Here is a 14,188-nt window from a genome sequence, read left to right on the forward strand (position 1 = left end):
CGATGAGAATTGCAATTGTTAACGATCTGGCGATCGCTGTCGGGGCAATCCAACGGGTGCTACAAACCGTTCCCGACTATCAGGTGATTTGGACGGCCAGAGATGGGGCCCAAGCGGTTGCTAAATGCGCTCGAGACACGCCAGACCTCATCTTAATGGATTTGCAGATGCCCGTGATGGATGGGGTAGAAGCCACTCGTCGCATCATGAAAGCTTCTCCCTGTGCGATTTTAATCGTCACCGCCAATGCTAAGCAAAGTGTCGCTAAAGTCTATGAAGCGATGGAACATGGCGCGCGAGATGTCGTGGATACGCCCGTCCTGAGTCAAACTGACAGTGGCAAAATGGCAGACGAACTACTTGCCAAAATAGCCCGAATTGGCAAGTTGCTGAAACACTCCCCATCAAACTTGAAGGAAAAAACCCTCGCCCCATTCTCTCAATCGGAGCGATATCGGGGTTCATCTTACACCGTACCCTTAGTTGCGATCGGGTCATCCACCGGGGGGCCGAAAGCCTTAGCCGCGATTTTGTCCCAATTACCGCCGAATTTCGGCGCTGCGATCGCGATTGTCCAGCACGTCGATGTCCAATTCTCGGCTGGATTCGTGGATTGGTTGAACCAGCAAACCCGATTACCCGTCCGAATTGCGGTGGCGGGCGATCGTTTAGAGAAAGGAACGGTTGTGGTTGCTGGTACTAACGATCACCTGTACTTGAAACCTGACTTAACCCTCGACTACACCGCAGATCCGATTGATTATTGCTACCGTCCTTCTGTCGATGTATTTTTCAAAAGTCTGGCCCAGCACTGGACTCGTCGGGGAACGGCTGTTTTGCTAACAGGAATGGGGCGAGATGGGGCAGAGGGATTAGGTGCATTGCGACATCGAGGCTGGCACACGATCGCTCAAAATAAGGAGAGTTGCGTCGTGTATGGGATGCCTAGAGCGGCGGTTGAATTGAATGCTGCTGTCGAGATCTTATCGCTCGACGCGATCGCGACAACCCTCCTCCAAAAAAATCATTCATTCTGATTTAGACAACTCCGATGGACGAGCAAATAACCGTTTTACTAATAGACGATCAATCCATCATCGCTGAAACCATCCGTCGAATGCTCGCGCCCGAACCCGACATCGAATTTCACTATTGCAGCGATCCGACTCAAGCCTTGGATATTGCGGAGGAATGTCAGCCAACGGTCATTTTACAAGACTTAGTAATGCCCCAAATGGAAGGGTTATTATTAGTCCGGTTTCTGCGCTCCAAAGACGCTTGCACCTGCAATACACCGCTAATCGTACTCTCGAGTAAAGAGGAACCCACAATCAAAGTTAAAGCATTTGAGTTGGGTGCTAATGATTACTTAGTCAAACTCCCCGATCGCCTAGAGTTGATTGCTCGTATTCGCTACCATTCCAAAGCTTACCTAAACTTTTTAAAGCGTCAGGAAGCCGAGGCTTTGTTTAAAGCCGAAATTATGCGCCAAGCGGCTTACATCGAGCAAGTCGGTAAAGTAACAACCGCCGCCTCCGATGTGGAACGCGATGCCTTTCAAGCCGACGCTTTGGCAGAAGTTGCTAAACGAAGTGACGAACTGGGGCAACTGGCACGGGTGTTTACCAATATGGTTAAAACCGTCAAAACGCGGGAAAAAGAATTAACCGATGCCAACCTTCAGTTAGAGTCCTTATTGAAAGCTTACGGGCGATTTGTCCCTCACGAATACCTACGCTTCCTTCGCAAAGAAAGCATTACGGATGTTCAGCTTGGCGATCATGTCAGCAAAATTATGGCAGTCATGTTCAGCGATATTCGCTCGTTTACCACGCTTGCTGAAGGCATGACACCGCAAGAAAACTTTAACTTTGTTAATGCTTATCTCAAGCGAGTCAGTCCAGAAATTCGCAATCATTACGGCCTCATCGTCAAATTTTTAGGGGATGGGATGATGGCCGTTTTTCCTGACGGTGCAGATGATGCGGTAGCGGCTGGAGTTGCTAAACTTAAGCGGGTTCAGGACTACAACGAACAACGTATCGCCAGAGGCTACTCTCCCCTCAATATTGGGATTGGTATCCATGTAGGACACATGATGTTAGGCATGATTGGTGAAGAAAGCCGGATGGAAGGAGATGCTTTATCAGATACTGTCAATTTAACGGCTCGTTTGGAAGGGCTGACCAAGTTTTATGGCGTATCTCTACTAATTTCCGAGCAAGCGCTGCAACATCTTAGCCATCCCGAAAAATATCAAATCCGGTTTTTGGATCGGGCAACTGTTAAGGGGCGAAATGAACCCATTGGAGTTTATGAAGTGCTGAATGCAGAAATTGAAGCCAAGCGGCTATTAAAATTACAAACCCAGCCAGATTTTGAGCAGGGATTGGAGTTTTATCGGAGTTGCGATCTAACGGCGGCGAAAAGGTGTTTTGAAAAAGTGCTTGCTGTGAATTCTTCGGATAAAACGGTTCAACTTTATCTGGAGCGAGTGGAAACACTGATGAACAAGGGAGTTCCTGAAAACTGGAATGGGGTCTGGGCTTTTAGTGAAAAGTAGTTCTAGCGAGCCTGCCGGTGTAAAATCATTCTCATCGGTCAAACAGGCTATATCGTAGGGTGAGCATTGCCGTTTCTGGGATTGAACCTAAAAAAAGCATCAAGTCGGCCATGCCCACCCGCGTGATTTTGTCAAGCCTGAGTAGATAAGATCCGCAAAATCGCCCATTATAGCACTACGCAGATCGGTTAGGACATTAAGTAGGGTGGGCAGCGCCCACCAGCCAATGCTTTAAGCTTTAGAGAGCGTTCATTCTTTGGTGAGTAGCGCTATATTAAGAACATCACCCCGTCAGCCTTAACTTAGCTGGAGTTTAGACTAAGCAGACAGCTTGATTGACTTTACGATTTGGAGCGAGAGACTTCTTTGCGCAATCCCTGGGCTGCATCATAGAGTCGATCTAAAGCGCTATTGGTTTCCCGTAGAGCGTCAACGGTTTGATGAGAGGCTTGAGCGAGTTGCTCCATTGCTTCGCTAATTTGCTGCGCTCCCTCTGATTGTTCTTCCACACTTCGACTAACCTGCTCGAATCGCGGGGGTAAACCTTGGACTTGATTGATGACTTTCGCAATCTGGCTGCCGATCTTGCTGACTCGATCGACACTAACACTTACAGAATGATTGAACTTATCCATTTCCATGACCCCAACCGTAACCGCCGATTGCATATCTTTCACGATTTGCTCGATTTCTAAGGTGGCAACCGCCGTCTGATTGGCAAGCCGTCGAATTTCTCGCGCAACCACTGCAAAGCCCGCACCATACTCTCCCGCTTTTTCAGCTTCAATCGCCGCGTTCAGTGACAAAAGACTCGTCCGATCTGCCACTTTAGTAATGGTGGTAACAACGTTGTTGATGTTTCCAGCTTTGGTATTCATTACTCCCAATTTTGAGGAGATAGAGGTGGTAGCTTCGCTCAGTTGGCGCATCGCGTTTTCCATCTGAGCGAGTTCGTCCCGGCTGTCGTTTGCTGAGTGGGCAGTCGATTGAGCCATTCCACCAACCTGCTCCATTGTTTTGACCAGTTGCCTAGACGTTGCGGCAATTTCTTGAGCCGTAGCTGTGACTTCATTGGTGGAGGCCAGTTGTTCGGCAACTGTTGCCTCTAATTGCTTACCGGATGCTGCAATTTGTGTTGCAGAGGTAGTGATTTGCACGACAGATTGTTGCAAGCTTCGGATCAAGGCATTACCGAGATACCGCCCAAAGAAAATTGCGATCGCCGGTCCAAGCAGTATCGCAAGAAGCGACAAGAATTGTGCCTGTCTAATGCTTTGTTGTGCGTTTTTATCGGCGTTGGTAGCGGTGCTTTCGTTGATTTTTAAGCCCTCTAAAAGTGACTGAGTTGCTGCTTCAAACGAAGTTCGATTATTTTTAGCGCGATCGCGGAGCTTGACGAAAAGCTCTACTGCTTTTCCCGTTGCGTCTAGCTCGGATGCGTTACCTTGAGGCTGGCGCAAAAGTTCCACCTCTCTAGCATAGGGATTTAAAATTCCTAAATTCTCAAATTGCTGATTGAGTTGCAGAAACTCTTCATGATCGCTTTTCCATTTACTCCAGTTATCCAAAAGTTTTTTGTAATTTCTTGACTCTTCCTCAGTTTGCGGTGTTTTTTCGTATTGCTTAAATCCTTCGTTAATCTGCTCCCAAGCTTTTTTGATTCGAGCCAATTCAGTTTGTCGTTCCTCTCTAGTCAATCCCCCAATTAATAAAGCCCGTTCGGATGATTCAACTTGAGTTTGCCCTTCATTAATTTTCCATAATCCAACTAGACTCGGCAAACTATTACTGCTTAATGTTTTAATATTGCCACTGAGGCGGAGTGTTGTAGTCAAGCCAGCCAATGCCACGAATAGAACGAGGAGTCCCATCAAAATAAAGGCGCTCATAATGCGACCTTTTAATGATTTATCTTGAAATACATTCAGCATAGTTAAGTCGGTGAAAGTAAAAAAACTGAAGTATGTAACGCTAGATTAAGGAGCCGCTTTGGAAGGAAATTTGAATCGAGCAAGACGATATCCATTTTGCCGACCTCGCGCTGCAATCCCATTTATACACTGGATAAGCTAAGTCTAATTCATCCTCAAACATATGTCCGCTTACTTCATGGGTTTTGAGTTGATGCCATTCCCCTTCGATGGGATTCAGCGGCGAACAGTAGCTCGGCAATAAAACACAGAGACAATCTTCGAGCTTGTTGGTTAGCTGCTAGCTATTATACGTTCTTTAGCTCGCCTACTGACAATGACCTGTTTACCTTGTATTTAAGATGATTTAGAGGCTAGCTGTAGCTTTTGAATTCGTTGCTGAAGAATTTTCGCCCCAGCAATATCTCCACGATGTTCTTTGAGAAGAGCGAGATACATTAAGGCTTCATAATGATTGGGATTCAGGTAAAGCGCTTTTCGGAAATACTGTTCGGCTTGGGTATATTCAGCTTTCGTTTGGTATAATGTACCGAGTAAAGTATGAGCTTCGACATTAGTAAAATCACTCTTTAGATACTCTTGGCAATGCTCGATAGCTGCTTCTATCTGTCCTGTATCAGCTAGTTGTATCGCTAAACTCAGGCTTGATTTAGGCGATTCACTAACGGGTTCTGATATCATCGATCGCTTTGGCTGAAGGCGCTGTTCAAAAACAGAAGAGGGAAAGGCGATCGCAGGCGTTTCGGGAGGCTTATCTGAGGGCAGATCGGTTAATATTTTAGCAGAGGAGTTATCGGCTAGGTGCGAGCTTTTTTCTAATTCATCGATGCTTGTTTTATCGATCTGTGGCGATCGCTCTTGAGTCCGCTCAACTTTTTGATAGGCAAAGGTGAAGGATTGCCGAATCGATGTAAAGCAATCGCTAGGAATTTTAGCGGTTTCAGAAGCTCCCACGAAGAGCAATCCTTTAGTAACCAAAAGACGCTCCAGAATCGTAAGGACTTGCTGACAGGCGGCGGGTTCTAAATAAATCAGGAGATTGCGGCAGAAAATAATATCATACTTCGTTGGTGTATTTGAAAATGCGTTGAGAAGATTCCCTTGTCGGAAGTTTACAGTCCTGCGAACGGATAAAATAACTTCATAGCCTTTTTCAGTTTGTTGAAAATAGCGATTTTGGTTAACCCAGCTTTCTCCCCGAAATGAATTGTTACTATAAACTGCTCGTTTGGCTTTAGCGATCGCGTGTTTGCTAATATCGATCGCGTCAATGCTAAACCGATGTTCAGGCACACCTGCTTCTAACAGTGCAATTGCCATTGAGTAAGGTTCTTCGCCACTGGAACAAGGCACACTTAATAGACGCAGTTTTGTCGGATGAGAGGAAGAAATCCCGCTTGTACGGACATAGTTAATCAAAAAATCAAATGGTTTTCTATCTCTAAAAAAATAGGTTTCTGGAACAATAAGCTGTTCGACTAATTCTTGCAATTCTATTGAAGAGGTTTGTAAGACTTTAAAATAACTATCTAAATCGGCTAAGCGACATATAGAGCGGCGATTTTCTGCTGCCCTATAAATCTTTTTAGAGCCAATAATGCGAGAATCAATCCCAATTTTTTGGCTCAATAAACGTTCAATAGCTTCTAAAATCATCTGGGTTGTGTTCTCCTACTGCTGATAGGTAAAAACGCTGTGCGTCAGTAAATAACCGCTCTAAATGAATTTGCTGAATCATCCCTTGTTTATCTAAAATCATTCCCCCTAAGTAAGGTGCTTCGTTCATCTGAGCATTGGAATGCACAAAATCCGTTTCTGGTTTATTCAAGGTCTGAGTAATTCGTTCAGCGATTAACCCAAGATATTGCACTGTAGTATTTTCTTGAAAAGACTTAACCATGATAATTCGCGTGCTAAGATGGAAGCGGCTGGGTGTCCCTTGAATTAGATGGCAAAGATCGATTACAGGCGCAATTGTTCCGCGATAATTAAACAAACCTGGAACATAATTGGGTACATGATAAATTTTTCTCAGAGGCACTCTAGGAATAACTTCTACCACACAAGAACTCTCGATCCCATAGGAATCTTCCCCAACATAGAAGAGCAACATTAACATAGCAGTCCTCCTTTGATTAGAATAGTAGATAGCTCGAGGGGAGTAGCCTCAAAGTCCCTCTCCCAAAGTTGGGAGAGGGATTTAGGGAGAGGGCGACAAAAGTGACTTTCTCCCGTCAATAATTCTCATGATTAACGGATTCACCCCATTGTAGCCTCTATTTTTCAGATAGGAGATAGAACTCGATAAAAAAAGTAGAGCAAAGAATTCTCTGCTCTACCTGATTAATTGATTTTAACCGCTTCAAATTACCATTTGAGCAGGTTAAATTGCTCCATATCGATGGTATCTCGGTTGCGATAAATCGCGAGGATAATCGCCAAACCGACAGCGGCTTCTGCGGCGGCAACGGTAATCACAAAAATGGTAAAAATTTGACCTTTGATGCCAACGGGATCTAAAAAGTTGGAGAATCCCATTAAGTTTAAATTCACGGCATTTAAAAGCAGTTCGACGGACATCAGCACGCGCACGGCATTACGACTGGTAACTAAACCGTAAATGCCGATGCAAAATAGTGCCGCGCCCAACAGGAGGAAATATTGAAGTTGAAGTTGCATGAATCTTTAAGGCCAGGTTTAATGGTTAAATTCCGCACGCATTAGCGTTCGACGGGATTGTTGCCGGGAACTAAATCGCGAGAACGTTCGGGCAGCGTCCACACGGTTTGGGGCGGTTCCATGACTTGGGGAATGCGATCGGGAATGAGATCGCGACGCGCTAAGATAATTGCACCGACCATTGCCATTAAGAGCAATACGGAAGCTAATTCAAAGGGCAGCAAAAAGTCACTGAAGAAATGTTTTCCAATGGCGACGGTGGTTCCGGTAGCGGCAATCGTCGGTTCGGTCGAAATCGCCCAGGGCGTTGCCAGAATCATGGTTCCCAGGAGGGCGAATAAACCCGCACAAACGAGGGCGGTAGCGCCGCGACGAATCCAAAGTTTCGACATCGGTGCAAAGTCTTCGCGTTTGTTCACCAGCATGATGGCGAACAAAATGAGGACGTTAACCGCACCGACATAAATTAAGATTTGAGCGGCGGCGACGAAATCGGCATTGAGTAGGATATATAAACCCGAAATGCTGATAAACACGCCACCGAGTAGAAAGGCGGAGTAAACGATGTTGTCGAATAGGACTACGCCTAACGCCGCGCCAATCGTCATGGCGGCGAGAATTCCAAATGATACGATTTGGATGCCTTGAGCTAAGTTCACGCTGTCTGTGTCTCCTTGATGCGATGGGGTTGGCGCTTATTCTTCAGAAGCCGGTTTGAGTTGCGCGGCAATGTCTTCGGGGCGCTTGCCGGGGCGTTGGCTGCCGGGGGGTAAATCGTGGGGGTCGATGACTCCTTGGGGCAGGTAAGCGAATTCGCGCAGGGGCGTTACCATCGGGTCTTGAGTCACTTTATACGGTAAGCGTCCGAGGGCGACGTTATCGTAGTTGAGTTCGTGACGGTCGTAGGCGGCGAGTTCGTATTCTTCTGTCATCGACAGGCAGTTGGTGGGGCAATATTCGACGCAGTTGCCGCAGAAGATGCAAACGCCGAAGTCGATGCTATAGTGCTTTAAGGTTTTCTTTTTAGTGGCGCGATCGTATTGCCAATCGACGACGGGCAGGTTAATCGGACAGACGCGCACGCAAACTTCGCAGGAAATGCACTTATCGAATTCAAAGTGGATTCTGCCCCGGTAGCGTTCTGAGGGGATCAGTTTTTCGTAAGGATATTGAACGGTGACGGGGCGGCGCTGCATATGGTCGAAGGTTACGGCAAATCCTTGACCGATGTATTTTGCCGCTTGGGTGGCTTCTTTGGCGTAATCGCCGACTTGTTTGAGAAATTTAAACATGGTTTGTCGATTTTGGAGTTGACTGCCTGAGAGGTCTTGATAGACTTTTGAGGTCGGAATTTGGGTCAGAAGGCTCCGTTTAACCGCCAAAAGCAAAGGGTAAGGTTAACTTCAGGGCTGCGGTGAGTAGCAAGTTGACTAAAGAAACCGGCAGTAAGAACTTCCAGCCTAAATTTAAGAGTTGGTCGATGCGAACGCGAGGCACTGTCCAGCGCAGGAGAATAGCGATGAAGATGAGGAAGTAGGCCTTCAGAAGCGTCATGCTAATTCCCAAGGTCGCCGTGGCAATTTGCAGGAAGGGATTGGTTTCGCTGATGCCGACCCAACCGGCTATTTTGTCGAGGGGAACGATGAATTCCCAGCCCCCCAGGTACAAGACGGCAAAAATCAGGGCAGAAAGGGTGAGGTTGACGTAAGAACCGACGTAGAAGAGGCCGAATTTCATGCCTGCATATTCGGTTTGGTAGCCAGCGACGAGTTCTTCTTCGGCTTCGGGGAGGTCGAAGGGCAAGCGTTCGCATTCGGCGAGGGCAGCAATCCAGAAAATCAGGAAGCCGATGGGTTGCCGCCAGATGTTCCAACCGAGGATGCCGTAACCGGATTGTTGTTGGACGATATCGATGGTGCTGAGACTATTAGACATCATCGCGATCGCGAGTACCGAAAGCGCCAGGGGAATTTCGTAGCTAATTGATTGCGCCGCCGCCCGCAAACCGCCCAGTAGCGAGTATTTATTGTTAGAAGCGTAGCCGGACATCAGCAAGCCAATCGGGACGACGCTCGAGAGGGCAATCCACAGGAAAATCCCCGTATTCAGGTCGGTAATCGCGAGATTTTGACCGAAGGGAACGACAATGTAGGATAAAAATACAGGAATGACGACGATCGCGGGGCCAAGGGTGAACAGGAGCGCGTCGGATTTAGCGGGAATGATATCTTCTTTAAAAACCAGTTTTAAGCCATCGGCGAGGGGTTGCAACACGCCCAAAGGCCCCGCATATTCCGGCCCGATGCGCTGTTGGGCCGCAGCAGAAATTTTACGCTCCAACCAAACGGCAACTAATACCCCGACAGTTGCGCCCAGAATAAAAATCAGCATGGGTAGGGGAACCCAAATGGCTTTGGCAACTCCGGGGGGGAGTCCAAAATCCATCAGTGCTTTAATAAAACTTCCTTGTAAGTCAATTCCTGGAGTCATGGATTCGATCGCGGTTTTAAGGAATTCGGGTTTGCGGTGGGGGAGCGCGCGTTGCACTCGAACCCTACCCGGTCTATCTAAGATTGCTAGCGGTATCGCCTTTGATAGTATATCTCTCTGCGTTGCCTTGCTCGACCCAAAGCCGCAGAAATATTCCTTATCGCAGCGATTGGGAAGCTTTACTGCGATTGACTATTGACAATTAACGAATCGACTATTCACTATTCACTATTCCTCAAAAATGTCCGAGCTATTCTTCGGTTTTCTCAATTTAAATAAACCCGCCGGTTTAACTTCTCACGATTGCGTGGCGCGGGTACGGCGCATTCTCAAGATGAAAAAGGTGGGACACGGCGGCACGCTAGATCCGGCGGCGACGGGAGTTTTACCGATCGCGCTGGGAAAGGCCACCCGCTTGTTACAATTTTTACCCGAGCCAAAGGCTTATCGCGCTCGGATTCGCTTTGGGATTTGCACGGCGACGGATGATTTGGAGGGGGAAGTTCTCGAAGCGCGTCCGGTTCCCGATTTGACGCTGGCGCAAGTTGAAGCGGTTATCCCGCAATTTATCGGGCGTATCGTCCAAATTCCACCCGCTTACAGCGCGATTCAGCGCGATGGCAAGCGCTTGTATGAGTTGGCGCGCGCGGGGGAAGTGGTGGAGGTTCCTTCTCGCGAGGTGGAGGTAAGCGGGATTGAGGTGCTGGATTGGGTTCCGGGGGAGTTTCCGGAGTTGGAGATGGCGATTTCCTGCGGCGGTGGAACGTATATTCGCGCTATTGCACGGGATTTAGGTACGGTTTTGGGAACGGGCGCGACGCTGGCGGTTTTAGTGCGTACCCTCAGTTGTGGGTTAAGGTTAGAGGATAGTATGAGCTTGGAAATGTTGGAAGCGCAACAGCAACAACAAGCGTTTCGCGCGATCGCGCCCGGATCGATACTCGAACATTTGACCGAAATTACGTTATCAGAAGAAGAAATTTTTTGTTGGCAGCGAGGACAGCGAATTTCCTGTCAGCAAATGCTCGATTCGGATGAAACTTTATTTAGAGTGCGTGCAGAAGAAGGTGGATTTCTCGGCATTGGCGAGCGCGAGATAAGCGACGGAGTTCCCGTTCTTCATCCTAAAATTGTCCTACTTTAAGCAAGTTTTTTAGGAAGTCGATTGCGTTGACAAGGCGAACAAATATCGCTTTTTCCCCTCAAATCAAACTCATTAACTGCCAATCAAGGTTGAGAATATAATCCTTGCCATGATGACCATTTTCTAAGGTATCGATTAAAGTTGAAGGTAAATCAGTCGTAATTTCTTCGCTACAAGCGGCTGTTCCCAGCGCGATCGCGGCAACCGTATCGACATCGCCGGTAAACGCAATACTATCGCGCAAAACTTTGCTCAGACTATCATTTTGCATTACTGCTGTAATTGCTGCTTTTACGCAATGCCAGCCTAATGTTGTCACCTTTCCTTCCCATTTTTCTCCCCAGTTATATCCCGGAACCCATTGTTCGATAAAATCTCCGAGTTGGGCTTTTGCGCCTAAACGATAGATAAAATAATGAACCATTAACGCAGCAGCCACCGCAGCATTAATTCCATCGTTGCTATTGTGAGTAATAGCCGCTTGTATAGTCGCTGCTTCGATAACTTTTTCGATGCTGGGAAGAATACCGATGGGAGTTGCTCGCATTGCCGCGCCGCTGCGATCGCTATTTCCTTGAATATTGGCTAAAAATTCAGTCCCATCTCGCACTTCGAGCAAGAATTGGTAGAATTTACCGGCATATCCCTCGCGAGGATCGCGACGGAACACTTCAACAAATTTATCGGCGAGGTTCTCGCGCGTCCAAAGTTGATGGGAGATTAAAAGTTCCGCGATCGCCAAACTCATTTGTGTATCGTCGGTATAAGATCCGGGTTTAAGCTTATGGCAAGGATGCTGGCGGTATCGTTGTAGGTCGTTTTCAACGCTAACAAAATCGGGTTCTGCAAATTCAAAACCCGCCCCATAAGCATCGCCAATTGCCACTTCAAGTAACACAATTTTGTCTCCTTAGTGCTGATATTTGCAACAAATTATTTTACAACCGCTTTTGTCGAAATCGGGAAAGAGTTCATAACTCTGCAAACAAAATTTTTGTCTGCATTTTAATCTTGATTTACATTAAGCTTAAAAACGAAAGTTGACCTTAAAAAAATTAACTATAGAATCAAATGATAGCGATTAAAGTTGACTTTTCAAGGCGTTTCGTGTATTGTAAAATAACCTCATCTTATCATATAAGGGTTTCTTTTCTTAACAAAAAGAAACTTTTCCATTGTAAAAATAATAACAAAACAATCGCTATAAATAAATCCCAAAAATTGCTGAATTTTGCCCTCTCTCGCTTCCGAACAAAAGAGCGATCGCGCCTTCCCCATCGCCGACTGCAATGGCTGAATTGGGGAATATTCATGCTATTCGCGATCGGTTGTAGCAGTTGCGGGGGATTATTTATCGTTCCGCAAATTCCCGCAGGCGGACTCAATAGTAACGCGCCCGAAGAATCGCCCGCTTACAGCAGCGACGGGCGTTACCTCGCCTTTGCTTCCGATCGCAGCGGACAGCGAGATATCTACCTATTCGACCTGCAACAACGCACCCTCGTTCCGCTTCCTAACCTGAATCGGCGCGACTCCTGGCAAGACCAACCGTCGCTGAGTGCAGACGGGCGTTATATTGCTTACGTTTCCAACGAACGGGGGAAAACGGATATTTTCGTTTACGACCGAGAAAGCGCGCGATCGCAACTTCTAACAGCTAACGTGCGCGGTACGGTAGCGAATCCAACCATTTCTGGGGACGGGCGCAACGTCGCCTTTCAAACGACGCAGATGGGGCAATGGAATATTGCGATCGTAGCTCGTAATTCGTAATTCGTAATTCGTAATTCGTAATTCATAATTCAGCACTCATAATTCATAATTCCTCCCCTGTCCGGACACAAGATAAATTTTTGAGGATATGCTAGAACAATTGGAGAAAATTGAGTTCAGAAGGCTGTTATGGGTTGGAAACGTTCGCCTCGAGTCATGAGGAGCGCAATTGCCGTATTCGCTGCTTTAAGCGCCAATAGTCTTAGTTTTGTTAGCTTTACTCATCCCTTTCAACTTCAACCCGCCTTTGCCCAAGACACCGACGAAAAAACCAATATCCGCGTTTACGAAATCGCCAGCCCCGCCGTCGTTTCCATCGAAACCGACGACGCTACGGGCAGCGGCAGTATTATCAGTCCCGACGGCTTAGTTTTAACCAATGCCCACGTCGTTGAAGGTGCGTCCGTCGTCACCGTCATTCTCGCCGATAGTCGCCGCTTTCAAGGCGATGTTATCGGTTACGGCGATCGCGGTGCAGACTTAGCAATGGTCAAACTGCGCGCTGCGTCAAACTTACCGACGATTCGCTTCGCCCCGCCCAGTTCGGTAAAAGTCGGACAGCGTACTTTTGCGATCGGCAATCCCTTCGGGCGCTTCCAAGGCACTTTTACCACCGGAATTGTCAGCCGCATCGATCGCGAAAAAGGCTTAATCCAAACCGACGCAGCGATTAACCCCGGAAACTCCGGCGGGCCGCTGTTAAACTCCCAAGGCGAGTTAATCGGCGTAAATACAGCCATTTATACCCGCAACGATGGCGGTAATATTGGGATTGGGTTCGCGATCGCCACCGAACAAGTCCAACCCTTCATCGTCGCCGTTCGGGAAGGACGCGCCTCTACCAACAGCCAGCGGCGACAGTCCCCCGTCAACGCCAACGGCGCTTCCCAAACGATTACCCTGAACGGCACTCCAATTCAAGGCAGCCTGACTCAAGGTGATAATGTCTTAAGCAGCGACGATACTTTCTTTGATATTTACTCCTTCGCCGGTAAAGCCGGACAAAGCGTTGATATCGCCATGACGAGTACCCAAGTCGATGCTTACTTACTCCTAGTTGGGCCCGATGGCGAAGAAATCGCGCAGGATGACGATAGCGGTGGCGGGAGTAATGCACGTATTGTTGCCACGCTGCCCGAGGATGGGATGTATGCGATCGTTGCGAATACTTACGAAAGTCAGGAAACGGGAAGTTACCAACTGCAAGCGCGTGCAGTCGGCAATGGGGGGAATGCCAGCGCCGGTGGTGCGACGTTGCTGCGGGAAGAAGGAATTTTAGGGCCGGGTGCGTCGGTTTTGCCCGCCGATGGTAGCTTGTACCAAGAATATCCCTTTTCCGGTCGCGCCGGACAATCCATAACGCTTGCCCTAGAAAGTCCGGATTTCGATACCTATCTTCTCCTCCTAGCGCCGGACGGTCGCAAAATTGCCGAAAACGATGATATTAGCGACAACGATAGCAACTCCTTACTCAATGTGACGCTACCCGCAACGGGACAATATCGCGTTATTGTTAATTCCTACGATAGTTCGGGACGGGGGCGCTATTTATTAACGGTGCGATAAAGCGTTTCCAAAAACCTAGTTTCTTGATTGAGAAACCGGGAT

General features: G+C 47.6%; 13 protein-coding genes. 5 read left to right on the forward strand and 8 right to left on the reverse strand.

Translation table 11 applies throughout. The annotated features are described in order from the left end of the window. Nucleotides 1-2: 2 nt before the first annotated feature. Entirely contained in the window at nucleotides 3-1,037 is a 1,035-nt protein-coding gene (locus H6G50_RS17860; protein WP_190719211.1) for a chemotaxis response regulator protein-glutamate methylesterase, read from the forward strand. 14 nt (nucleotides 1,038-1,051) lie between these two features. Further along, complete coding sequence (locus H6G50_RS17865) at nucleotides 1,052-2,563, forward strand: adenylate/guanylate cyclase domain-containing protein (RefSeq protein ID WP_190719214.1); 1,512 nt, start codon at nucleotides 1,052-1,054, stop codon at nucleotides 2,561-2,563. Nucleotides 2,564-2,904: 341 nt separating this feature from the next. Here the strand turns inward: H6G50_RS17865 and H6G50_RS17870 are convergent, their stop codons facing one another. The 7 genes from H6G50_RS17870 to nuoH form a co-directional block, all read right to left on the reverse strand. After that, nucleotides 2,905-4,494: a methyl-accepting chemotaxis protein gene (locus tag H6G50_RS17870; protein ID WP_190719217.1), complete on the reverse strand. Its 1,590-nt coding sequence runs from the start codon at nucleotides 4,492-4,494 to the stop codon at nucleotides 2,905-2,907. Nucleotides 4,495-4,830: 336 nt separating this feature from the next. Next, the gene (locus H6G50_RS17875) at nucleotides 4,831-6,150 is read right to left on the reverse strand and encodes a protein-glutamate O-methyltransferase CheR (protein ID WP_190719219.1); all 1,320 of its coding nucleotides are present in this window, start codon (nucleotides 6,148-6,150) and stop codon (nucleotides 4,831-4,833) included. Beyond that, entirely contained in the window at nucleotides 6,131-6,613 is a 483-nt protein-coding gene (locus tag H6G50_RS17880) for a chemotaxis protein CheW (RefSeq protein ID WP_190719222.1), read from the reverse strand. Before H6G50_RS17880 ends, H6G50_RS17875 begins: the two co-directional genes overlap by 20 nt. Before the next feature lie 248 nt (nucleotides 6,614-6,861). Beyond that, complete coding sequence (gene nuoK / locus H6G50_RS17885) at nucleotides 6,862-7,173, reverse strand: NADH-quinone oxidoreductase subunit NuoK (RefSeq protein WP_190719225.1); 312 nt, start codon at nucleotides 7,171-7,173, stop codon at nucleotides 6,862-6,864. Nucleotides 7,174-7,214: 41 nt separating this feature from the next. After that, complete coding sequence (locus tag H6G50_RS17890; protein WP_190719228.1) at nucleotides 7,215-7,832, reverse strand: NADH-quinone oxidoreductase subunit J; 618 nt, start codon at nucleotides 7,830-7,832, stop codon at nucleotides 7,215-7,217. Between the two features lie 36 nt (nucleotides 7,833-7,868). After that, nucleotides 7,869-8,465, reverse strand: coding sequence for an NAD(P)H-quinone oxidoreductase subunit I (ndhI, locus tag H6G50_RS17895; RefSeq protein WP_190719231.1), 597 nt, complete (start codon nucleotides 8,463-8,465; stop codon nucleotides 7,869-7,871). Between the two features lie 79 nt (nucleotides 8,466-8,544). Beyond that, nucleotides 8,545-9,663 carry an NADH-quinone oxidoreductase subunit NuoH gene (gene nuoH / locus H6G50_RS17900; protein WP_190719281.1) on the reverse strand — a complete coding sequence of 373 codons (1,119 nt, stop codon included), beginning with the start codon at nucleotides 9,661-9,663 and terminating at the stop codon, nucleotides 8,545-8,547. Between the two features lie 241 nt (nucleotides 9,664-9,904). On the opposite strand from nuoH, the gene truB reads away from it, so the two are divergent. Beyond that, a complete protein-coding gene (gene truB / locus H6G50_RS17905) occupies nucleotides 9,905-10,807 on the forward strand; it encodes a tRNA pseudouridine(55) synthase TruB (RefSeq protein ID WP_190719233.1) in 903 nt (300 codons plus the stop codon). Nucleotides 10,808-10,865: 58 nt separating this feature from the next. Here the strand turns inward: truB and H6G50_RS17910 are convergent, their stop codons facing one another. Then, entirely contained in the window at nucleotides 10,866-11,705 is an 840-nt protein-coding gene (locus tag H6G50_RS17910) for an ADP-ribosylglycohydrolase family protein (protein ID WP_190719236.1), read from the reverse strand. 323 nt (nucleotides 11,706-12,028) lie between these two features. Between H6G50_RS17910 and H6G50_RS17915 the strand changes: the two genes are divergently transcribed. Together H6G50_RS17915 and H6G50_RS17920 are read left to right on the forward strand one after the other, a co-directional pair. Then, nucleotides 12,029-12,580, forward strand: coding sequence for a biopolymer transporter (locus H6G50_RS17915; protein WP_242032881.1), 552 nt, complete (start codon nucleotides 12,029-12,031; stop codon nucleotides 12,578-12,580). Nucleotides 12,581-12,736: 156 nt separating this feature from the next. Continuing rightward, nucleotides 12,737-14,146, forward strand: a complete 1,410-nt coding sequence (locus H6G50_RS17920; RefSeq protein WP_190719239.1) for a trypsin-like peptidase domain-containing protein — start codon at nucleotides 12,737-12,739, stop codon at nucleotides 14,144-14,146. Nucleotides 14,147-14,188: the final 42 nt, after the last annotated feature.

This window comes from Oscillatoria sp. FACHB-1406, from assembly GCF_014698145.1.
Lineage (GTDB): Bacteria > Cyanobacteriota > Cyanobacteriia > Cyanobacteriales > Spirulinaceae > FACHB-1406.

Excerpts from the sequence above, each read along its gene's own strand:
- H6G50_RS17860 (WP_190719211.1), top strand. The coding sequence starts at position 3 with ATGAGAATTGCAATTGTTAACGATCTGGCGATCGCTGTCGGGGCAATC.
- H6G50_RS17865 (WP_190719214.1), top strand. The coding sequence starts at position 1,052 with ATGGACGAGCAAATAACCGTTTTACTAATAGACGATCAATCCATCATC.
- H6G50_RS17870 (WP_190719217.1), bottom strand. The coding sequence starts at position 4,494 with ATGCTGAATGTATTTCAAGATAAATCATTAAAAGGTCGCATTATGAGC.
- H6G50_RS17875 (WP_190719219.1), bottom strand. The coding sequence starts at position 6,150 with ATGATTTTAGAAGCTATTGAACGTTTATTGAGCCAAAAAATTGGGATT.
- H6G50_RS17880 (WP_190719222.1), bottom strand. The coding sequence starts at position 6,613 with ATGTTAATGTTGCTCTTCTATGTTGGGGAAGATTCCTATGGGATCGAG.
- nuoK (WP_190719225.1), bottom strand. The coding sequence starts at position 7,173 with ATGCAACTTCAACTTCAATATTTCCTCCTGTTGGGCGCGGCACTATTT.
- ndhI (WP_190719231.1), bottom strand. The coding sequence starts at position 8,465 with ATGTTTAAATTTCTCAAACAAGTCGGCGATTACGCCAAAGAAGCCACC.
- nuoH (WP_190719281.1), bottom strand. The coding sequence starts at position 9,663 with ATGACTCCAGGAATTGACTTACAAGGAAGTTTTATTAAAGCACTGATG.
- truB (WP_190719233.1), top strand. The coding sequence starts at position 9,905 with ATGTCCGAGCTATTCTTCGGTTTTCTCAATTTAAATAAACCCGCCGGT.
- H6G50_RS17920 (WP_190719239.1), top strand. The coding sequence starts at position 12,737 with ATGAGGAGCGCAATTGCCGTATTCGCTGCTTTAAGCGCCAATAGTCTT.